The sequence below is a fragment of the Bradyrhizobium sp. CCBAU 25338 genome (assembly GCF_028128965.1).
GTDB lineage: Bacteria > Pseudomonadota > Alphaproteobacteria > Rhizobiales > Xanthobacteraceae > Bradyrhizobium > Bradyrhizobium liaoningense.
In genome coordinates this window covers 388,019-410,597 of the sequence record NZ_LFKY01000041.1, presented here as the reverse complement: position 1 = coordinate 410,597, position 22,579 = coordinate 388,019, and the positions used below count along the sequence as shown (strand labels likewise).

12 protein-coding genes are annotated in these 22,579 nt (G+C 65.0%); 4 read left to right on the top strand and 8 right to left on the bottom strand.

What is annotated here, in order from left to right; translation table 11 throughout:
* Nucleotides 1-87 precede the first annotated feature (87 nt).
* On the bottom strand, nt 88-969 hold the full coding sequence (gene ku, locus ACM42_RS28905) for a non-homologous end joining protein Ku (RefSeq protein ID WP_271531028.1): 882 nt from the start codon (nt 967-969) through the stop codon (nt 88-90).
* A gap of 117 nt (nt 970-1,086) precedes the next feature.
* Here ku and ligD point away from each other — a divergent pair, with 117 nt between their 5' ends.
* Nucleotides 1,087-3,765 (top strand): DNA ligase D, encoded by a 2,679-nt coding sequence (gene ligD, locus ACM42_RS28900; RefSeq protein ID WP_271531180.1) that lies wholly within the window; start codon nt 1,087-1,089, stop codon nt 3,763-3,765.
* Between the two features lie 135 nt (nt 3,766-3,900).
* Here ligD and ACM42_RS28895 read toward each other — a convergent pair whose 3' ends face one another.
* Nucleotides 3,901-4,065 (bottom strand): DUF3309 family protein, encoded by a 165-nt coding sequence (locus ACM42_RS28895; RefSeq protein ID WP_074117325.1) that lies wholly within the window; start codon nt 4,063-4,065, stop codon nt 3,901-3,903.
* A 181-nt stretch (nt 4,066-4,246) separates the two neighbouring features.
* Between ACM42_RS28895 and ACM42_RS28890 the strand changes: the two genes are divergently transcribed.
* On the top strand, nt 4,247-4,564 hold the full coding sequence (locus ACM42_RS28890) for a polyhydroxyalkanoic acid system family protein (protein WP_271531027.1): 318 nt from the start codon (nt 4,247-4,249) through the stop codon (nt 4,562-4,564).
* A 2-nt stretch (nt 4,565-4,566) separates the two neighbouring features.
* Here the strand turns inward: ACM42_RS28890 and treY are convergent, their stop codons facing one another.
* Genes treY through ACM42_RS28860 form a run of 6 tightly spaced genes read right to left on the bottom strand, consistent with a single transcriptional unit; the run spans nt 4,567 to nt 18,567 of the window.
* On the bottom strand, nt 4,567-7,353 hold the full coding sequence (gene treY, locus ACM42_RS28885) for a malto-oligosyltrehalose synthase (RefSeq protein WP_271531026.1): 2,787 nt from the start codon (nt 7,351-7,353) through the stop codon (nt 4,567-4,569).
* A 1-nt stretch (nt 7,354) separates the two neighbouring features.
* Entirely contained in the window at nt 7,355-9,106 is a 1,752-nt protein-coding gene (gene treZ, locus ACM42_RS28880; RefSeq protein WP_271531025.1) for a malto-oligosyltrehalose trehalohydrolase, read from the bottom strand.
* A complete protein-coding gene (gene glgX, locus ACM42_RS28875) occupies nt 9,103-11,181 on the bottom strand; it encodes a glycogen debranching protein GlgX (RefSeq protein ID WP_271531024.1) in 2,079 nt (692 codons plus the stop codon). Before glgX ends, treZ begins: the two co-directional genes overlap by 4 nt.
* Nucleotides 11,182-11,184: 3 nt before the next feature.
* Nucleotides 11,185-13,323, bottom strand: a complete 2,139-nt coding sequence (gene glgB / locus ACM42_RS28870; protein ID WP_271531023.1) for a 1,4-alpha-glucan branching protein GlgB — start codon at nt 13,321-13,323, stop codon at nt 11,185-11,187.
* On the bottom strand, nt 13,316-16,609 hold the full coding sequence (gene treS, locus ACM42_RS28865) for a maltose alpha-D-glucosyltransferase (protein ID WP_271531022.1): 3,294 nt from the start codon (nt 16,607-16,609) through the stop codon (nt 13,316-13,318). The genes glgB and treS overlap by 8 nt, the downstream gene beginning before the upstream one ends.
* 11 nt (nt 16,610-16,620) lie before the next feature.
* Entirely contained in the window at nt 16,621-18,567 is a 1,947-nt protein-coding gene (locus ACM42_RS28860; RefSeq protein WP_271531021.1) for a maltotransferase domain-containing protein, read from the bottom strand.
* A gap of 204 nt (nt 18,568-18,771) precedes the next feature.
* Between ACM42_RS28860 and malQ the strand changes: the two genes are divergently transcribed.
* Both malQ and ACM42_RS28850 read left to right on the top strand, forming a co-directional pair.
* On the top strand, nt 18,772-20,733 hold the full coding sequence (gene malQ, locus ACM42_RS28855) for a 4-alpha-glucanotransferase (RefSeq protein WP_271531020.1): 1,962 nt from the start codon (nt 18,772-18,774) through the stop codon (nt 20,731-20,733).
* 30 nt (nt 20,734-20,763) lie between these two features.
* Nucleotides 20,764-22,563 (top strand): glycoside hydrolase family 15 protein, encoded by a 1,800-nt coding sequence (locus ACM42_RS28850; RefSeq protein WP_271531019.1) that lies wholly within the window; start codon nt 20,764-20,766, stop codon nt 22,561-22,563.
* Nucleotides 22,564-22,579: the final 16 nt, after the last annotated feature.

Genomic DNA, 22,579 nt, shown 5'->3' with positions numbered 1-22,579 from the left:
GCATCAGCGCATGGGATAGACGTAGATGCCCGGGTCAAGCCCGGGCATGACGACGGAGGTTGAGCCGCGAGCTCACGTCGAGCCGGATTAGCCCGCCTTCCGGTGCCTCGCCGTCGACCGGGGGGTCTTCTTAGCGGCGCGATGCCGTCCGGTCGCCCGCCGCGCATGCGACTTCGTCGCCGTCTTCTTGCCGCGTCCCTTCAGGCTCTGCTTCAGCGCGTCCATCAGGCTGACGACATTGCTCGGTCGCTCCTCGGGCTCGGGCAGCTCGATCTTCTTGCCGCTGGCCTTGCGCTTCACCAGCGCCTTCAGCGCGTCCTCGTACTCGTCCTTGAATTTGCTGGGGTCGAAATGCGCCGCCTTGGTGCGCAGGATATGGCCGGCGAGCTCGACCATGTCCTTGGTGATCTTCGGGCTCTTGATGTCGTCGAAGAACTGGTCCTCCTCGCGCAGCTCGTATGGGAAACGCAGCGTGGTGCCGAGCAGGCCCTTGCCGAGCGGCTCGATCGCCATCACATGCTCGCGGTTGGTCAGCACGATCTTGGCGAGCGCGACGCGTTCCTCGTCCTTCATGGCGTCGCGGATCACGGCGAAGGCGTCGACCGCGGCCTTGCCGTCGGGTGCGATGTAGTAGGGATGGTTGAGATAGCGCTGGTCGATCTCATCGCGCGGCACGAAGCTCTCGATGTCGATGGTGTGATTGCTCTCGATCTGGACCGCTTCGAGCTCCTCCGGCTCGATCTCGACATATTTGCCCTTGCGCAGCTCGTAGCCGCGGCCCTTCTGGTCGGTCTCGACGACGTCACCGGTCTCGGAATCGATCATCTGCTGCTTGAGCCGGTTTCCGGTCTCGCGGTTGATCAGGTGAAACCGCGTCTTTTCGGCCGCCGTGGTCGCCGGATAAAGCACGACCGGGCAACTGACCAGCGACAGCTTCAACGTTCCCTTCCAATAGGCGCGCGGGGCCATTCCATTCTCCAGGGTTTTCAAGGCGTTTTGGAACCCCAACCGTCCCGTGGGGTTTTGGTTCCGGGCGGGACTTTCGCCGTGATAGGCTTGGACGCCGAAAGAGAAGCGGGACCGGTCGTGCTGCAAAAACTCTCCACTTACCGACAGAAGCGGGATTTCGAAAAGACGCCCGAGCCATCGGGCAAGAGCGCAGTGGCGCCGGCGAAGCAGCGGCGCTTCGTCATCCAGAAGCACGATGCCAGCCGCCTGCACTACGATCTCAGGCTCGAATTCGACGGCGTGTTCAAGTCTTGGGCGGTGACGAAAGGACCCTCGCTCGATCCGCACGACAAGCGGCTGGCGGTCGAGGTGGAAGACCATCCGCTCGACTATGGCGATTTCGAAGGCACGATTCCGGAAGGGCAATATGGCGGCGGCACGGTGATGCTGTGGGACCGCGGCACGTGGGAATCGGACGATCCGGAAGCCGGCTTCAAGAAGGGAGATCTGAAGTTCACCCTGCACGGCGAGAAGCTGCATGGAAGCTGGGTCCTGGTGCGCATGCGCAACGACCGCACCGGCGGCAAGCGCGCCAACTGGCTCCTGATCAAGCATCGTGACGAATATGTCCGCGAAGGCGCGGACAACGACGTTCTCGACCAGGACAAGTCCGTCGCCTCCGGCCGCGCGATGGAGCAGATCGCCGAAGGCAAGGGCCGCGCGCCAAAGCCGTTCATGCTGGCCAAGGGTCCCAGGGGCAAGGCCGATGCAGTCTGGCAATCCAACCGTGCCGAGGAGACGAAAGGGCGCACGGTCAAGCCGGCGCCGCGCACGGTGCTGAAGGGCGGCAGAGCGGCGAAGAGGAGCGCCGCGACCGCGACGAACGCCAGGAAGGTCGCGGAGATGCCGGATTTCGTCGCGCCGCAGCTCTGTACGCTGGTGGAGCGGCCGCCGGCCGACCAGGGCTGGTGCCACGAGATCAAGTTCGACGGCTACCGGGTGCAGCTCCGGGTCGAGGACGGCGAGGCGACCCTGAAGACGCGCAAGGGTCTCGACTGGACCGGCAAGTTCGCCTCCATTGCCAAGGAAGCGGCTGCGCTGCCCGACGTGATGATCGACGGCGAGATCGTCGCGCTCGACCATAACGGCGCGCCGAACTTCTCCTCGCTGCAGGCTGCGTTGTCCGACGGCAAGACCGACGAGCTGATCTTCTTTGCCTTCGACCTGCTGTTCGCCGAGGGCGAGGACTACCGCCGCCTGTCGCTCGGCGAACGCAAGGCGCAGCTCAAGAAACTGCTGGAATCGCGCAAACAGAAATCGAGCCAGCTCCGCTATGTCGAGCATTTCGAGAGCGGCGGCGATGCCGTGCTGCAATCGGCCTGCAAGCTCGAACTTGAGGGCGTCGTCTCGAAGAAGCTGAACGCGCCCTATCGGTCCGGCCGCACCGAGAGCTGGGTCAAGTCGAAATGTCGCGCCGGCCACGAGGTGGTGATCGGCGGTTACAAGACCACCAACGGCAAGTTCCGCTCGCTGATGGCGGGCGTGCAGCGCGGCGATCATCTCGCCTTTGTCGGCATGGTCGGCACCGGCTTCGGCGCGGACAAGGTCAAGCGCATCATGCCTGCGCTGAAAGCCATGGCGGCCAAGGACAGCCCCTTCGGCGGCAAGAATGCGCCGAAGAAGACCCGCGACGTGCACTGGCTGAAGCCGGAGCTGGTCGCCGAAATCGAGTTCGCCGGCTTCACCGCCGACGGCAACATTCGCCAGGCGGCGTTCAAGGGACTGCGGCAGGACAAGCCTGCCGAGGAGGTCGAGGCGGAGACGCCCGTCGACACCGAGCTCGCCGAGCCCTCCGCCAGGAAGGCGGTGCGCACGAAGGCGGGCCGGCAGTCGAAGCAGACCGCTCAAAATGCCGAGGTCATGGGCGTAATCATCTCCAAGCCGGACAAGGAGCTCTGGCCCGACGATGGCGATGGCGGCGTCGTCACAAAGCTGGACCTTGCCCGCTATCTCGAGGCCGTCGGCGAATGGATGATCGTGCACCTCAAGGGCCGGCCGTGTTCGCTGATCCGCGCGCCGGATGGCATCAAGGGCGAATGCTTCTTCCAGCGCCATGCGATGCAGGGGACGTCGAACCTTCTGGAGCTCGCAAGGGTCTCCGGCGACCGCAAGCCCTACCTTCAGATCGATCGGATCGAGGGGCTCGCCGCCGTGGCGCAGATCGGCGGCGTCGAGCTGCATCCCTGGAATTGCGCGCCTTATGCCTATGACACGCCGGGCCGGCTGGTGTTCGATCTCGATCCCGCGCCCGACGTCGACTTCGCCGACGTCGTCGAGGCGGCCAAGGAGATGCGGCAGCGCCTTTCCGACATCGGCATGGACAGCTTCTGCAAGACCACGGGTGGCAAGGGCCTGCACGTCGTGGTGCCGCTGCGTCACGGCGCGCGCGACAAGGTGAGCTGGAAGGAAGCCAAGGCCTTCGCACAAGGCGTCTGTCAGTGGATGGCCGACGACGATCCCGAACGCTATCTGCTCAACATGTCGAAGAAGCTGCGCAAGGGAAAGATCTTCCTGGATTATCTGCGCAACGACCGCATGTCGACCGCGGTGGCCCCCTTGTCGCCGCGGGCGCGCGCCGGGGCCACGGTATCGATGCCGGTCACCTGGGCGCAAGTGAAGAGCGATCTCGACCCGAAGCGCTACACGCTACGCACCGTGCCGGGCCTGCTGGCGCGATCGAAAGCATGGGAGGGCTATGACGATGCCGCCGCTTCGATCAAGGCGGCGATGAAGAAGCTGGCGGCGAAGGTGAAGTAGGTTTGTCGCTGTTGCGGCGAAGGCCGGTCTCGTAGGGTGGGCAAAGCGAAGCGTGCCCACGTCTTTCCCTGTCGTGGCGAGGAAGGTGGGCATGGCGCGTTGCGCCTTTGCCCACCCTGCGCGATCCACGTTTTGTTAGATCCGTCCCATCAGCAGCAGGATCAGCAGGATGATGATGACGAGCCCGAGGCCGCCGCCGCCATAATAGCCGGTGCCGTAGAACGGCCCGCCGCCGATGCCGCTGAAGCCGCCAAGCAGGGCGATGATCAGAATGATCAGAATGATCGTGCCGATTGACATACGAGTCTCCTCCAGCCCTTTGTCGAAAGGGTCGTTTGCACCTGTCCCGTCGTGCGGGGGCAACTTGCCGCAGGTTGTAAAGTTCCCGCATTGAAACAAGGCCGAGGGTCCAACTTGCATGGAACCTTTGCAGGTGCAGCAGGGATGACTATGTGGCAAGAGCCACCACCGGACAGGAACCATGTCAGCACCGCTTGTCGTTTCCATCCCACACCGCCTCGGGCGCGAGGAGGCGGTGCGCCGGCTCAAGACGGGGCTTGGCCGCGCCGCGGCCAGCATTCCGGTGATGCAGGTCGAGGAGGAACGCTGGAGCGGCGACAGCATGAATTTCCGCATCCGCGCGCTCGGGCAGATCGCGACCGGTCAGGTCGACGTCGCCGACGACCATGTGAAGGTCGAGGTGGTGTTGCCCTGGCTGTTGCAGCGCTTTGCCGAGATGGCGCAGGCGACGATCAGGAAGCGCGGGCAGTTGCTGCTGACCAAGGACGAGGGAAAGTAACTTCAGGCGCGCACGCGCCGCCGCGAGGGCCTGATGGCGCTTGCGGCTCGGGCCTCGATGAGCGAGGCGGGACAATCGCGGAACGCCTGCGCGAGCGGCAAGTCGTTACCGGCAAGGCCGGGTACGGTGTAGCCCGTGATGTCGATAGTCGCGTCCAGGCTCTCCGGCGCGGGCCATTCCCGGCCGCCTTGCGTGAACGGCGCGAAATGACGCCCGACCACGACGATCGCGACCGCGCGGCCATGACGGCGGGCAAAGGCGATCACGTGGTCGGCATGTGCGCCGCGCACCTCGAGCGGCTGATAGTCACCCTGGGCGAATACGTCGGCGAGTCCATTGCGCAGCTTGAGGAGATGCCGCGTCCAGGCCAGCTTGAGCCGGCCGTCCGGCCAGGACTTGATCAGGCTGCCCCAGTCCGGAGCTTCCAAAGAGCTCAGCGCCGCGTGGCGTGCGGCAAAGTCCACCGGGCGGCGGTTGTCGGGATCGACCAGCGACAGGTCCCAGAACTCGGTGCCTTGATAGAAGTCCGGCACGCCCGGCAGAGTCGCCTTGAGTGTGAGCTGGCTCAGCGAGTTCAACGTGCCGAGCAGTGCGACGCGGCGAGCCAGCGTTTGCAATGCCTCCAGGAATTCTGCGGATCGGGCGGGATCGAGGATCTTCCCGACGAAGTCCCGTATGCCGTCCTCATAGGTTTCATGCGGGTTGAGCCAGCTCGTCTCCTCCTTGCCCTCGCGCGCGGCCTTGAGGGCATAGGCCCGGATACGCCCGACGAAAGCGGCATCGGCCGGCTCCTCGAGCGGCCAGGCGCCGAGCAGCGTCTGGTAGAGCATGTATTCGAACGTCGCCGACGGCGCGCGGAAACTGCCCTGGTGTGCGAGATGCGGGGCGTTCAACACTTTCCAGCGTGCCACCGCGCTGGTCCATTCGCCAGGAATCTCGCTGAGCGCGGCGATGCGCGTGCGGGCATCCTCACCGCGCTTGGTGTCGTGGGTGGCCGTTGCGGTCATGCCTTGCGGCCATTCCCTGGCGCGGGCCTGCATGACCTGGTGAAAGGCGGGAACGGTGAGGCCGCTGCTCGCGGGATCGCCGCCGACCTCGTTCAGCGCAAGCAGCCGGTGGAATTGATAGAACGCGGTGTCCTCCAGCGACTTCGCCATCATCGGCCCGGTGAATTGCTGCACCTTCAGCGCGAAGCGGCGCACACGCGGGGCGCCGTGCGGGGGACGGCCGGGCTTGAGCAGGTCCATGGTGAGGGCATCGCGCAGGAAGTCGAAAATGCCTTCGTCGGCGGCAAACCACTCCGCGCGGGCGCGCTCGATGGTGTCCTCGATCAGCTTGCGGTCCGGTGCCGTCGGGCTGCTGTGCGTCAGGTAGGTGCGATAGACCGGGAAATGCAGCACATAGAGCTCGAGCGCCTGTCGCAGGCTGTCGGCTGAGAAGTCTCGTGTCGAGTAATGCCCGTTGGCGATGCGCGCGAGCAGACGCGACAGCACGGTGAATTCGCTGGCGAGCAACGTCTCCAGAACCCGCCGCTTGGCGTCCTTGACGTAAGGCGCAAGCCGCGGCGGCCGGTTGCTGATCTGCCGCCAGGTCTCGTCCAGCGCTTCGAGGCCCTTGGGATCGACCAGCACATGGGTGATGACGTTCATCCATTCATAGCCCGTGGTGCCCTGGACGCCGGCGAACTTCGGCAGGCGCTCGTGCTCGCACAGAATCTTTTCGATCACGGTATAGAACGGCTTTGTATTGCCATGGGCATCGCGCACCAGCCGGCGCAATCGCTGGCAATATTGTGCGGGGTCACGCAGGCCGTCGATGTGATCGAGCCGGATTCCCTGTAGTTTGCCGTCGGCGATGAGTTGCTTCACCAGCCGGTGCGTGGCGGCAAATGTGCTCGCGTCCTCGACGCGCAGTCCGGCGAGCCCGTTGACGTCGAAGAAGCGGCGATAGTTGATATCGCTGGAGGCAAGCCGCCAGTGCCCGAGCTTGTAGTGCTGGCGCTCCAGCAGATGATGCAGCGTCAGCGTCTGCGCCGGGCGGTCCTTGCCGGCGCGATAGGCGGCAAGGCCGCGACCGATGATGTCGGCGGCGCCCGCGATGTCCTTGAGCTCGGTCTTGAAGACGGGAGCTTCCTTGCGATTGGGACGGCGCAGCCCGGTGTAGCGGGTCGCGAGTGACAGCAGGCGCTTGCCGGGCTCCGTTTCCGCCGCGTCCGCCTCCTTGACGATTACGCGCAGAATTTCGCCATAGCGCTCCGGTGCGATCGGCAGGCGATGCTCGAAATACCAGGCCGAAAGGCTTCCCTCATCGGGATCGTAGCGCAGTTCGATGTCGCCGCGCTCCAGCGCCTCGCCGTAGGACGAGCCGAGGATCGGCAGCAGCACGCCGCCGCGGGCGCGGAAGGCCAGTTGATCCCAGTCGATGTCGAAGGAGGCGGCGTGCGGCGAGGCCTGGCCCCATTCCAGCACGTCGAGCCACCAGGGGTTGTCGGCGAAATGCACGCCGACATGGTTGGGCACGAAATCGATGATGAGTCCGAGATCGTGCGCCTCGAGCGCCTCGTTCAGTCGTGCGAAGCCGGCCTCGCCGCCGAGCTCGGGATTGAACTGGCTGTGATCGACGGTGTCGTAGCCGTGGGTCGATCCCTTGCGGGCCTTCATCACCGGCGAAGCGTAGAGATGCGTGATCCCCAGCGCTTTGAGGTAAGGCACGACCGCGGCGGCCTTGTCGAAGTCGAAATCCGCGGTGAGCTGAAGCCTGTAGGTTGCGAGCGGAATGGCAGGAGGCATGTCAACCTCCGAGACGCCAGACCACCGACCAGGGCGGGAGCCGCTCGCTGGCGCCGCCCCAGATCGGCGTGCCCGCGCTGAGGGTGGAGGTGATCTCGCAATCCGACAGATTGGCGACGAGGCGCAACGTCGTGCCGTCGCCCATCCGCCAATGCGCGGTGAGCAGGCCGTTGTCGGCCGCCTCGGCGTCGCCGAAGCTTGCGCCCCTGAGCCGGGGCACGATCTCCTTGCGACGCAGCGCGAGCAGCTCTTTCACCAGCGCAAGCCGCGCGTCCTGTTGCGGCGTGCGACCGGTCCAGTCGAGCACGGCGGATTGCAGCGTTGCCGGATCGAGCGGGTCGGGCACTTCGTCGCCGTATTTTTCGTAAGCCCAGGCATATTCCTGCTTGCGACCCTTGCGCACGGCCTCGGCGAGTCCGCCGTTGAAATCGCAGAAGAACGGGAAGGGGACTGTCGAGCCCCATTCCTCGCCCTGAAACAGCATCGGCACCATCGGCGCGAGCAGGGTGACTGCGAGGGCGGCCTCGATCTGTTCTGGCGATGCCAGGCTTTCCAGCCGTTCGCCGAGCGGACGGTTGCCGATCTGGTCGTGGTTCTGCAGGAAATTGACGAAAGTCGCCGGCGGCAGCTCTCCGCTCGGCTCACCGCGCGGCCTCTTGCCCCAGAACTCGGAGATCTCGCCCTGATAGACGAAGCCGGAGGCGAGCGCGCGCGCGAGGTCCATGCGCGGCGTCTGGTAGTCGGCGTAGTAACCGGCGAGCTCGCCGGTCAGCATCACATGCCAGACGTGATGATAGTCATCGTTCCACTGGCCGCGATATTTGCCGTTCGGCGGCTCTTGCGCGGCGTCGAGCAGACTGGCGCGATTGTCGCCGTTCTCCAGCACGAGATGGATGTGGCGTCCCGTGGCCTTGGCGAGCTCGCCGGCGGCAACGCTCAGGTCCTGCAGCATCGATTGCTCGCCGGGGATCGCCATGATGTGGTTGGCGGCATCCAGCCTCAGGCCGTCGAAGCGGTAGTCGCCGAGCCAGGACAGCGCGTTCTCGACGGCAAAGGCTCGCGCCTGCGGCACGCGATAGTCGATCGCACTGCCCCACGGCGTGTGCGCATCGGTGAAGAAGGTCGGCGCATAGCGGCCGAGGTAGTTTCCTTCCGGGCCGAAATGATTGTAGACCACGTCGAGAAACACCATCAGCCCGCGCAGATGAGCCTCGTCGATCAGCGTCTTCAGGTCTTCGGGCCGGCCATAGGCGCTGTCGGGCGCGTACCACAGCACGCCGTCATAGCCCCAGCCGCGGCGTCCCGCGAAATCGGCGAGCGGCATCAATTCCAGCGCAGTGATGCCCGTCGCCGTGAGATGATCGAGCTTGTCGATCATGGCGCGGTAGGTGCCCTCCGGCGTGAAGGTGCCGACGTGAGTCTCGATCAGTACCGTCTCTTCCCAGGGGCGGCCGCGCCAATCGCGCGCGCGCCATACGAAGGCGTCGTGATCGATCACCTCGCTCGGGCCAAACACGTCCTCGGGCTGGAAGGCCGAAGCAGGATCCGGCACGTCGATCTCGTCGTCGATCCTGAACTTGTAGGGACTGCCGGCCGTGAGGCCTGCAATCTCTGCGACGTACCAGCCATCCTGCCGGCGCTGCATCGCGTGCCCGCGGTGGTCGAGCAGGAGGTCGACGCGGCGCGCGGCGGGCGCCCATAGTCGGAACGACACGCCGTCCTTCGTCGGCCTCGCCCCGAAGGACGGTCTCATAGCGCCCCCGCGAAGGCGAGCACGGAACGCGGCGGCGCCTTGCTGTCGCTCCCGGGCAGGAAGTCGATCGTATTCAGCATGGCATCGGTCGTGTTCAGGATCTGCTGCCAGCTCTTGTATTCGGACATTTGCGGCAATTTGAATGCGATCTCTTCGGGAGCGGCGTTCAGTACGATAAAGATCGCAGCACCACCCGGTTCCATCGGCCCCATCACATAGGAGAGGAATCGGCCTTCCGGGAATTTCCAGTCGCTCTCCGTCATCTCGTCGCCGGCAGGGGTCAGCCACAGTGCGCCGTAGGAGATGCCGTCCTTGGGGCGGCCATCGAGCCAGCGATGGCTGCGGAGCTGCGAGAACCGGCGGCGGATGTCGGCGAGATGGGCGACGAAGTCGACCATGTCGTCGTCCTCCTTGCCGAGATTGTCCCAGCCTACCCAGCCGACTTCGTTGTCCTGGCAATAGGCGTTGTTGTTGCCGGATTGCGAGTTGCCGACCTCGTCGCCGGCGAGGATCAGCGGAACGCCCTGCGCCAGCATCAGGCAGGCCAGCACGTTCTTGCGCAGCTGCCGGCGCAGGCTGATGATGTTCGGATCGTCGGTCGGACCCTCGACACCGCAATTGTTGCTGTGATTGTCGTTGGAGCCGTCGCGATTGTCCTCGCCATTGGCCTCGTTGTGCTTCTCGTTGTAGCTGAAGAGGTCGGCGAGCGTGAAGCCGTCGTGGACAGTGATGTGGTTGATGCTGGCGCGCGGCCGCCGTCCGTCGTGGTTGAACAGGTCGGACGACGCGGTCATGCGGCTGGAAATGTCGCCGATCAGGCTGCCTTCGCCGCTCCAGTAGCGGCGCATGGCGCTGCGATAGCGGTCGTTCCATTCAGACCATTGCGAGGGGAAGGCGCCGACCTGGTAGCCGCCGAGGCCAAGGTCCCACGGCTCGGCGACGAGCTTGACGGTCGCCAGCACCGGGTCCTGCCGGACCGCTGTCAGGAACGAGCTGCCGCGATCGAAGCCGTTCGGCCCGCGTGCCAGCGTGGTGGCGAGGTCGAAGCGGAAGCCGTCGACGTGGCAGACCTCGACCCAGTAGCGCAAGGAATCCATCACCATCTGCAGCACGCGTGGATGGGTGAGGTTCACCGACGAGCCGCAGCCGGTGAAGTCGTCGTAATAGCGCGGGTTCTCGCGGTTCAGCCAATAGTAGGAGGCGTTGTCGATGCCGCGATAGCACAGCGTCGGGCCGAGATGGTTGCCTTCGGCGGTGTGGTTGTAGACGACGTCGAGCATCACCTCGATGCCGGCATCGTGCAGCCGCGCCACCGTGGTGCGGAAGGAATCGAGTGCATTGTCCTGGGCGTAGCGCGGCTCGGGCGCGAAGAAGGACAGCGTGTTGTAGCCCCAATAATTGGCGAGCTTCTTTTCCACGAGGATGCGGTCGTCGACGAAGCTGTGGATCGGCAACAGCTCGACCGTGGTGACGCCGAGCTTCTTCAGGTGCTCGATCATCGCCGGCGAGGACAGGCCGCCATAGGTGCCGCGCAGATTCGGCGGCACGTCGTCGCGCTTCTGCGTCAGGCCCTTGACGTGGGCCTCGTAGATGATGGTGTCTTCCCAGGGGATGTTGGGGCGGATCTCGCGGCGGCCCCAGTTGAAGGTCTCGTCGACCACGACGGCCTTCGGCATGCCCCGCGCATTGTCGCGCCGGTCGAAGGACAGGTCCTCGCGCGGGCTCCCGGTGCGGTAGGCAAAATGCGCATCGCTCCAGACTAGCCGCCCGGCAAGCCGCTTGGCATAGGGGTCGAGCACCAGCTTGTTGGCGTTGAAGCGGTGACCGTGCTCGGGCTCGTACGGGCCGTGCACGCGGTAGCCATAGAGCTGGCCGGGCGATACGTCGTTGAGATAGCCGTGCCAGACATCCTCGGTCCTCTCAGGCAGTTCGATGCGCTCGAGCTCGCGGCGGCCTTGTGCGTCGAACAGGCAGAGCTCGACCTTCTGCGCGTTGGCGGAGAACAGCGCGAAATTGGTGCCGCGTCCGTCCCAGCTTGCGCCGAGGCGTGCGGGCGATCCAGCAGTCAGACGCATCAGTCAGCTTTCCGGAACGAGGAAGATCGCAGCGAGCGGTGGAATGGTGAGGCGGAGCTCGCCGTCCTCGGCATGAACTTCGCCGATATTCCCGACATTGCTGCCGCCATAATGGGCGGAATCCGAGTTGAGCACTTCCTTCCATTTGCCGCCAAAGGGTACACGAACGCGATAGTTCTGGTAGACATTCGGCGAGAAGTTGACGATCACCAGGCACCGCGCGTGCTCGTCGAATCCCTTGCGCAGCCAGGCGAACACGTTGCGGTTGGCGTCATCGGTGATCAGCCATTCGAAGCCGGCCTGGTCGCAATCCATCTGGTGCAGCGCCGGCACCGCGCCATAGAGCCGGTTGAGGTCGCGGATCAGCGCCTGGACGCCGGAATGGTACTTGTATTCGAGCAGGTGCCAGTCGAGCGACTGGTCGTGATTCCATTCGCGGCTCTGCGCGATTTCCGCACCCATGAACAGCAGCTTCTTGCCGGGATGGCCGAACATGAAGCTGTAATAGGCGCGCAAATTGGCGAAGCGCTGCCACTCGTCGCCGGGCATGCGGCCGAGGATAGAGCGTTTGCCGTGCACGACCTCGTCGTGCGACAGCGGCAGGATGAAGTTTTCCGAGAAGGCGTAGTGCAGGCCGAACAGAATCTCGCCGTGATGGTGCTTGCGGTAGATCGGATCCTTGCTGATGTAGCTCAGCGTGTCGTGCATCCACCCCATGTTCCACTTGTAGCCGAAGCCGAGCCCGCCGAATTCGACCGGGCGCGAGACCTGCGGCCAGGCCGTGGACTCCTCGGCGGCCGTGGTCGCCTGCGGGAAGCGGGCGAACACTTCCGTGTTGAAGCGGCGCAGGAAGTCGATCGCCTCGATGTTCTCCCGCCCGCCATGCTGGTTCGGAATCCATGCGCCGGGCGGCCGGCTGTAGTCGAGATAGAGCATGGACGCGACCGCGTCGACGCGCAGGCCGTCGATCGCATAGCGCTCCAGCCAGAACAGCGCATTCGACACCAGGAAGTTCGTCACCTCGGTGCGGCCGTAATTGTAGATCAGCGTGCCCCAGTCGAGGTGGCGCCCCTGCAGCGGATTGGCGTGCTCGTAGAGCGAGGTGCCGTCGAAATGGCCGAGCCCGTGCGGATCGTCCGGGAAATGACCGGGCACCCAGTCGAGCAGCACGCCGATGCCTTCGCGGTGGCAGGCATCGACCAGTATCGCAAACTCGTCGGGTGTGCCGAAGCGGCTGGTCGGCGCATAGAGGCCGGTCGGCTGGTAGCCCCACGAGCCGTCGAAGGGATGCTCGCTCACGGGAAGGAATTCGAGATGGGTGAAGCCCATGTCGCGGGCGTAGGCCGGCAGCTGCTCGGCCAGCTCGCGATAGGTCAGCCATTCATTGTCGTTCTTGCGCCGCCACGAGCCGAGATGGACCTCGTAGATCGACATCGGCGCCGACAGTGAATTGATGCCGTCGGGCGCCGGCCGCGGCCGCGGCAGATGCGCTTCGTCGAACACGATGGACGCCGTCTTCGGCCGCACCTCGCTCGCGAATGCCAGCGGATCGGATTTCAGCGGAAGCAGATGACCATGCGGGCCGATGATCTCGAACTTGTAGTGATCGCCGGTCTTCGCATGCGGGATGAACAGTTCCCAATAGCCGCTGCCGCGCACCCGCATCGGATGGCGCCGACCGTCCCAGAAGTTGAAGTCGCCGACCACGGACACGCGCCGCGCATTCGGCGCCAGCACCACGAAGCCGATGCCGTCGACGCCATCGAGCTGCATCGGATGCGCGCCGAGCTTGTCGTAGATGCGCTGATGGGTGCCTTCGCCGAGCAGGTAGAGATCAAAATCGGTCAGGATCGGTGGAAAGCGGTAGGCATCCTCGAACTCGACGACGTCGTTGCCGAACTTGGCGCGGAGCTGGTAGTGCTGCGAGCCATTGGGCAGGGCGCCGATGAAGAGACCGGCGTCGTGGACGCGGTCGAGCGAGGCGACCTCGCCATGTTCGCCGACCGCCTCGACGTTGACGGCCTCGGGTAGAAACGCGCGCACCACGCTTCGACCACCCTCGGGATGCAGTCCGAGATAGTGGAAGGGATCGGAATGGCGGCCCTCGATGATCGCATAGGCCTCGGCAGGCAGTTTAGGCATGGGCTTCGCTCTCGGCACTGGACAGAATGCGAAGCAGTCCGGTCAGCGGCGCATGGAGCCCCTCAGGCCGGTGGGACAGCTCGTACTCTACTTCGTTGAATGCGTGATCAAGCAGGAAGAACCTCAACAGGCCGTCCGCGGATTGCGGATTTTCCGGCCAGAGCCGCCGATCGGTCATGGTTTCGTGATAGGCGGACAAGAAGGTTGCGGTAGCGCGCTCGCGCCATTCGTCGAGCGCCGCCGTGAGCCGGCCCTGCTCGTCGGAGGCGCCCTTGAGCGCGCGATTGAGAGCCGTGTCAATCGAAACGTCAATCGAGTGGATCAGGCCCGCGACGTCGCGCGCGGCCGGCGCCTTGCGCCGCTTGTCGGCCAGCGGCACACGCGGATCACCGTCGAAGTCGATGATGAAGATATCGTCCTTCACGATCAGAGTTTGCCCCAGGCGGAAGTCGCCGTGATGACGGATGTTCAACCCGCCGATCCCGGAAGGCAATAGCGCATTCAGTCGGTCGGACAGGCTCGCACGGGCCTCCGCGAGCTGATCGATCAGCGGGCGGTCCGCCTCCCGCAGGCCGTCGCGGCTGTCGGCGAGCCGGTCCAAAACCCGCTCGGCGCGTGCTTTGAGGTCGGATACCAGGCGCCTGATGTATGCGGAGCCGATCGGCTCCGGAGCGAGATCGTCCGGCTTTGCCGCGGCGAGAGCGACATGCAGCTCGCCGAGCCGCCGGCCAATCTGCGCGACGAAGTGCAGGTAAGGCGCCTGCTCCTGGGTCTCGCGGAGCTTCTCGCCCGCCGGCAACACGCGCTGCTCGTCGATATATCGATCGAGATAGCCCGTGGTCACGGTCCAGCCGTCGCCCTGGTTCTCGACATAGGCGTGCAGTACGCCGAGCGCGCTGCGCTGGTCACCCTCGACCAGCTCGACGCTGCCGAGCAGCGCCGGCGTATTGGCGAAGCGCGCGACCTCCGTGAGATAGTGGCCGATCTCGATCTCGGGGCTGATGCCGCTTTCGAGCTGGCGGTAGATCTTGGCGACGTACTGGTTGTCGACCAGCGCGGTGCTGTTCGACTGCTCGATCGCGCGGATGCGTTCGGGCTCCTTGATGGTGTAATCGGCGAAGCGGCTGGTGGGTTTGAACTCCAGCCGCAGATTGTTCTCTTCGACCACCAGATGCTGCGACAGATTGCGCAGGAACAGGCCGATGAAGATCTGGTCGGTCGCGACGTCGAGCAGCGTGCCCTCGCGCGCGCCCTGGCGCACCGCGGCCAGCGCCCTGGGGTTGAACCGCTCGCGGTCGAAGCGCACCCACTCGATCTGTAGCGGCAACACGTAGCGTGTGGCCGCGTCCCCTTGACTGGTCTCGAAGAACGCGATCCAGGGTCTGTTGTCGCCGATGTCGCAGAACGGCACCGCCGAGGTCAGCGCGGTCTTGATCTGCTTGGGATTGTGCTCGGGATACCACCGCGTTCGTGACAGGAAGCCCGGCAACACGTCGCGCTCGAACACGCCGCGCTCGCGGGCGAGGGAGACCCAGTTCGAATTCACCGGCACGACCAGCGTTTCGAACTCCGGCACCGCGCGCGGCGTCACCGGCTCGGACTTGTCGCGTTCCAGCAGCTGGAACCAGTAGAAGCCGTAGGGCCCGAGCGTGATCATGTAGGGCAGCTCGCCGATCGCGGGGAAGCGGGTGCGGCCGAGCATCTCCTGTGGGATGCGGTCCTTCCACGGTGACAGGTCGAGCTCGGTCGCCTGCGCCGCGCGCGAGAGATTGGCGACGCAGAGGATCACCTCGTCGCGGTATTGCCGGACATAGGCCAGCACGGCGCGGTTGGCCGGGCGGATGAAGGTCATGCTGCCGCGGCCGAAGGCGAGCGTCGACTTGCGCACGGAGATCAGCCGTTTGGTGGCGCTGAGCAGCGAGGAGAGGCTGCGCGACTGCGCCTCCACGTTCACGGACTCATAGCCGTAGACGGGATCCATGATCAGCGGCGCGTAGAGGCGCGCCGGGTCGCAGCGCGAGAAGCCGCCGTTGCGGTCCGGGCTCCACTGCATTGGCGTGCGCACGCCGTTGCGGTCGCCGAGATAGATGTTGTCGCCCATCCCGATCTCGTCGCCGTAATAGATGATCGGCGTGCCGGGGAACGACAGCAGCAGCGAGTTCATCAGCTCGATCTTGCGGCGGTCGTTGTCCATCAGCGGCGCAAGGCGCCGGCGGATGCCGACATTGATGCGCGCGCGCGGATCGTTGGCGTAGGTGGTCCAGAGATAATCGCGCTCGACGTCGGTGACCATCTCCAGCGTCAGCTCGTCATGGTTGCGCAGAAACAGCGCCCATTGGCAGGTCGCGGGAATATCCGGCGTCTGGCGCAGGATGTCGGTGATCGGGAAGCGGTCCTCCTGCGCGATCGCCATGTAGATGCGCGGCATCAGCGGAAAATGGTAGGCCATGTGGCATTCGTCGCCGCGGCCGAAATATTCCTGCACGTCCTCCGGCCATTGATTGGCCTCGGCCAGCAGCAGCTTGCCCTTGGAGTAGGCGTCGAGCTCCTGGCGCAGCCGCTTGATGATCGCATGCGTCTCCGGCAGGTTCTCGTTCGAGGTGCCCTCGCGCTCGCAGAGATAGGGAATGGCGTCGAGCCGGAAGCCGTCGACACCGGCGTCCAACCAGCGCTTCATGACCTGGATGATGGCGCTGACCACGCGCGGATTGTCGAAATTGAGGTCCGGCTGGTGCGAGAAGAAGCGGTGCCAGTAGAACGAGCCGGCCTCGGGATCCCAGGTCCAGTTGGACTTCTCCGTGTCGGTGAAGATGATGCGCGTGCCCTGGTATTTCTGGTCGGTGTCGCTCCAGACATACCAGTTGCGGGCGCTGGAGCCGGGATGGCTGCGGCGCGCGCGCTTGAACCATTTGTGCTGGTCCGAGGTGTGGTTGACGACGAGCTCGGTGATGACGCGCAGGCCGCGCTTCTGCGCCTCCTGGATGAAGCGCTTGAAATCCTTCATCGTCCCGAAATCGGGATTGACCGAGCCGTAATCGGCGATGTCGTAGCCGTCGTCGCGGCCGGGCGAGGGGTAGAACGGCAGCAGCCACAGCGCGGTGACGCCGAGCTCCTGGAGATAGGGCAGCTTCTCGGTCAGTCCGGCGAAGTCGCCGATGCCGTCATTGTTGCTGTCGGCGAAGGCTTTGACGTGGAGCTGGTAGATGATGGCGTCCTTGTACCAGAGCTCATCCACGATCTCGGCAGCCTCAGCCTTCTTGGTGTCGACGGAAGACAGAACATTCATGGCGTGAACCTTTACGCCAGGCAGCGGAACAGGAGCGCCGGATCGCGGTCGGGATCGATACGCAACCTGATCCCGCCCCATTCGATGCGGGACCGTTCGCCGGTGAGAAGGTCTTCGAGTTCCGTCACATGGTGGCGCCCTCCACCGGCGTCAATGGTGACGTCGCCGAGCGGCAGCCAGCATTCGCGCACATGACGCGAGAGTGCGATGACGATGACGACGGTGTTGGCCGGATCAGCCGCCTCCTTCGCGAAGGCGATCGTCTCGCCATCCTCGATGCCGAGGAAGCGCACATTGGCCGTCTGCTGCAGCGCTGCGTTCTCGTTGCGGACGCGGTTGAGCTCGGCAATGTAGGATTTGATGTTGCCGGGCTTATCCCAGTCGCGCTGCCTGATCTGGTACTTCTCGGAATCGAGATATTCTTCGCGGCCGGGAATGGCCTCATGCTCCAGCAGCTCGAATCCGCCAAAGATGCCGTAATTGCCCGAGAGCGTCGCGGCCAGCGCGACGCGCGACTTGAATGCCCAGGCCTCTCCGCTCTGGAGGTGGTAGGGCAACAGGTCGGGCGTGTTGACGAACATGTGCGAACGATAGAAATCGCGTTCGGGATAGCGCGTCAGCTCGCCGAGATATTGCTCCAGCTCCCACCGCGAGGTGCGCCAGGGGAAATAGGTGAAGGACTGCGCAAAGCCGAGCTTGGCGAGGCCCCTCATCAGCTTCGGCCGTGCGTAGGTCTTGGAGAACAGGATTACCTCGGGGTGACGGTGGCGGATGTCGCGGATCAGCCACTCCCAGAATGCAAGCGGCGCGGTGTCGTGATTGTCGAGGGCGAAGATGGTCACGCCATGGTCGATCCAGAACAGCATGGCATCGCGAAACGCGTTCCACAGGCCGGCGCGATCCACCGAGCCGAAATCGGGGATGACGATGTCGGAATAAGGGCCGTCCGCCGTCCGGACCGAGCGGTCCGGCCGCCATTTGAACCATTCCGGGTGTTGCGTCAGCCAGGGATGGTCCGGCGAGCACTGCACGGCGAAGTCGAGCGCCAACTCGAGGCCGTATTCCAGGCAGGTCGCGACCAGTGCGCGGAAATCCTCGATCGTGCCGAGCTCGGGATGCAACGCATCGTGGCCGCCCTCGGCCGAGCCGATCGCGTAGGGCGAGCCGGGATCGCCGTCACGCGCAACCGGCGCATTGTTGCGGCCCTTGCGGCTTGTATGGCCGATCGGGTGAATCGGCGTGAAGTAGAGCACGTCAAAGCCCATGGCGGCGATGTCAGGCACGCGCGCGATGCAGTCGCGCAGCGTCCCATGCCGCCCCGGCAATGCGCTCTGGCTTCGCGGCATCATCTGATACCAGGCGCCGAAGCGCGCCTTGTCGCGGTCGACCGTCAGCGGGAAGAGCTGCGAGCGCGTCAGGTCGGGCCGCTGCTGGCTCTCGGCCATGGCTTCGCCGAGCTCGGTTGCGAGCAGCGAATTGACGTCGCCGTTCCTGAGATAATCCTCGCACTGCCTGATGATGACCGCCGCTGCGTCCTGTCGCGCGCCATGCGCCTTGGTCAGGAGTCCGGCGCCCTCGATCGCATCGAGGCTGACATCGGCCCCGCTACGCTGCTTGCGCGCGACCGCGTGAGACCAGGTGGCGAACTCATCGGTCCAGGCTTCGATCGCGTAGACATATTGGCCGGGCTCAACGGGCGTGAACGCACCGGACCAGCGGTCATTGCCGTGATGGGTCATCGGTTCGCTCCGCCATTCGCGCTCCTGCTCGCGGCGCCAGATCAGGGCGGCGGCGATCACGGCGTCGCCGCCGCGATAGATGTCTGCCCAGACCTGGACCGGTTCGCCCGCGATCCGCTTCACCGCGAAGCGGCCGCCATCGATCGAGGGATAGACGTCCTCGATCAGGAAAGCGCTGCCGGCTGCGGCACTTTCGACAGTTTGAATTGTCTTGTTCACGGTGATGCCATTGACAAGAAAGCAGGAGCCCGTTTCCCTTGCCGGGAACCTACGCTTGGTACCATTATAGAAAGCCGCTTGTATGTCATTGGTTCCCTGGGGAACGGCAAGCGCAGTTTGCGAGTTACCCCTGGCTAACCTCTTCCGCGACCTCGTTAAAATCGATGCCCTTGGCCAAACAATGGCCTGCAAGCTGCGTGCCGAATGGATCTTTTAGCTCAAGCCCGGATCAAGGGCGTTCAGTCCGAATTCGTTGACGCCCTCGGCAAGCTGCGCGTCACCGCGCCCGAGGCGCTCAAATCCATCCTCGATGCCCTGCCGGAGAGGCGGGTCTATCGCTTCGTCAGCGGACCGGTCGTGGTCCGCGCATTGGGGCATCCGCGCACGGAATTGGCGGCGATCGGTGCAGCGCCGCTGCGATGGAAAATCCTCGGCAACGGCAATGTGATCGCCCAAGGCGAGACGCGCGAGCCCGTGATCGCCTGGCCCGCCGGCCTGGCGCTCGGGTACCACCGCTTGATGCTGACCGATGCCGAAGGCGTGACGGAAGAGGTGCCGATGATCGTGGCGCCCGAGCGCGCCTTCGGCGGCGATTTCGACCGCGGCTGGCTGCTTGCCGTCCAGCTCTACAGCGTCCGTTCGGACCGCAACTGGGGCATCGGCGACTTCACCGACCTCGCAGGGCTCGTCCGGCTTGCCAAGCAGCTCGGGGCCGACGGCGTCGGGCTCAATCCGCTGCATGTCCTGTTCGACGACCGCCCGGCCGATTGCAGCCCCTATTCGCCCAACAGCCGGCTCTTCCTCAACCCGCTCTATATTGACGTCGAGGCGATTCCCGAATTCTCGGCAGACCTCGTGCCCGACGCGGCCGCGACGGCCGCCCGCCTGCGCGAAGGTGACCGCGTCCCTTATGCCGACATGGCGGCGTTGAAATGGCTGGGTCTTCGCGCCGCCTTTGACAGCTTCGTGACAAGCGCGAGCGAGGCGCGCCGCAAGGCGTTTGACGCCTTCCGTACCGCCCGCGCGCCGCTGTTGTCCCGCTTTGCCTGCTTCGAGGTGCTGCGCCATCGCTTCAACGCCCCCTGGTGGGAATGGCCGTCGGAATGGCAGCAGCCGGATGAGGCGAAATGCGCCGAGCTGCGCAAGGGTCCGGACAAGCGCGAGGTCGAGTTCGTCGAATTCGTGCAATGGACCGCCGATAGCCAGCTACACGCCGCCAAGGAGCTCGCCAGCCGGCTCGGCATGCGGGTCGGACTTTATCTCGACGTTGCCGTCGGCGTGCAGTCCAACGGCTTCGATGCCTGGAACGAGCAGACGGCGATTTCCCGCCATCTCGCCGTCGGCGCGCCGCCCGACGTGCTCAATACCATCGGCCAGGACTGGGGTCTCGCCGGCTTCAACGCCGGGGGGCTCGAGGCGCAGTCCTTCGTGCCGTTCGCGGACATGCTCGCGGCGTCGATGCGCCATGCCGGCGCCATCAGGCTCGATCACGTGCTCGGCCTGAAACGGCTTTATCTGGTGCCGCGCGGCTTCAAGCCCGACAACGGCGCCTATGTGCAGATGCCGTTCGAGGCGCTGCTGGCGGCCGTGGCGCGCGAGAGCGCGGCCCATCAATGCATCGTGATCGGCGAGGACCTCGGCACCGTGCCTGAAGGCTTTCGCGAGATGATGCAGGATTTCGGCATCTGGTCCTATCTCGTCATGATGTTCGAGCGCGACGATGCCGGCCATTTCCGCAATGTCGACCACTACAGGCCCAATGCGCTGGTCACGCTGAACACGCATGACCTGTCGACCTATGCCGGCTGGCGCTCCTTCAGCGACCTGAAGATGAAGCGCTCGCTCGGGCTCGATCCCGGCGAGAACGACCAGGCGCGCTGGGATGCGCTCGGCAGGCTCGACGAGATCCTGCGCCAGAACGGCATTCGAGCGAACGACCTCTATTCGGTGCTCGCCTTCCTGTCGCGCACGCCGTCCCGGCTGCTCGCGGTGTCAATGGAAGATCTGCTGGGCGTGACCGACCAGCCCAACATTCCCGGCACGATCGACGAGCACCCGAACTGGCGCCAGCGTCTTCCTGTTGCGCTCGACAAGATCGCGTCCAGGATCGATCTCGCGGCTTTGAAGGCCGCGACGCGGGAACGTTCATTGCCCGGCGGGAGTTGAACGGCCGGGGTTTCCCAGGGTTGCACGACATTGTCTCAGAGGATCGAGGACTATGCGCTGATCGGCGATTGCGAGACCGCGGCGCTGGTCGGACGCAACGGCTCGATCGACTGGCTGTGCTGGCCCGCCTTCGATTCCGACGCCTGCTTTGCCGCCATCCTCGGCACGCACAAGAACGGACGCTGGCTGATCGCGCCGAGCGAGACCGCGCCCCGCATCTCGCGGCGCTATCTCGGCAATACCCTCATTCTCGAAACGCGTTTTGAGACGAAGAGCGGCACCGTCGCGCTGATCGACTTCATGCCGCCGCGCGGCAAGGCGTCGGACATCGTGCGGCTGGTCCGCGGCGTCAGCGGCACCGTGAAAATGCGGATGGAGCTCGTCATCCGTTTCGGTTTCGGCGTGGACATTCCCTGGGTGCGACGGATCGACCATTCCTTGATGGCCATCGCCGGCCAGGACATGACGGTGTTGCGCACGCCGGTCGAGACCCGCGGCGAGGACCTGACCACCGTCTCCGACTTCGAGGTGAAGGAAGGCGAGACCGTGCCTTTCGTGCTGACTTACGGCCCCTCGCATCTCGAGCCGCCCGCGTCGATCGATCCGGAGGTCGCTCTCCAGGAGACCGAGAAATTCTGGCAGGACTGGTGCGGCCGTTGCACCCGTGACGGCGACTATCAGGAGCTCGTCTTGCGCTCGCTGATCACGCTGAAGGCGCTGACCTTCGCGCCGACCGGCGGCATTGTCGCGGCACCCACCACCTCCTTGCCGGAAAAGCTCGGAGGCAGCAGGAACTGGGATTACCGCTTCTGCTGGCTGCGCGACGCCACCTTCACGCTGCTGGCACTGATGAACTCGGGCTACACCGAGGAAGCCTTGGCCTGGCACAATTGGCTGCTGCGCGCGGCCGCCGGTTCGCCGGCGAACATGCAGATCATGTACGGCATCTGGGGGCAGCGGCGGCTCCTGGAATGGGAGGCGGGCTGGCTCGGCGGCTACGAGGGCGCGCAGCCGGTGCGTGTCGGCAACGCCGCGCATGCGCAGCTTCAGCTCGACGTCTATGGCGAGTTGATCGACGCCTTTCACCAGTCGCGCATGGCCAGGCTCCAGCTCGACGACGAGACCTGGGCGCTGGAATGCGCCGTGCTCAATCATCTGGCCGAGGTCTGGGACAGGCCCGATCACGGCATCTGGGAGCGGCGCGGACAGCCCAAGCACTACGTCTTCTCCAAGGTGATGACCTGGGTCGCCTTCGACCGCGGCATCAAGAGCGCCGAGACCTTCGGCTTCAAGGCGCCGCTCCTGCACTGGCGCACCTTGCGCGATGCGATTCATCGCGACGTCTGCAACAGGGGCTTCGACGCGGAGGAGAATGCCTTCGTCGAATCCTACGGCTCGAAGCTGCTCGATGCCAGCGTGCTGCTGCTGCCGGCCGTCGGCTTCCTGCCGGCCTCGGATCCGCGCATCCGCGGCACCATTGCTTTTGTCGAGAAATGCCTGATGCGCGACGGTTTCGTGCTGCGGCACGATCCGCGCGAGCTGCCAGCGGACCAGCCGCCGCTCGAAGGCGCGTTCCTGGCCTGCAGCCTGTGGCTCGCCGATGCCTACGTGCTGTCAGGCGATCTCGACAAGGCGCAAGTCTTGTTCGATCGCGTGGTGGGCATCGCGAACGATGTCGGGCTGCTCGCCGAGGAATACGATTCCGTGGCGCGGCGCCAGACCGGAAACTTTCCGCAGGCGCTGACCCACATCGCGCTGATCAACACCGCGCATAACCTGTCGGCGGCGAGACAGGAGAGCGAGAAGCCGGCGGTGCAACGGTCGAAGTAAGCTAGCGCTCCGAGGG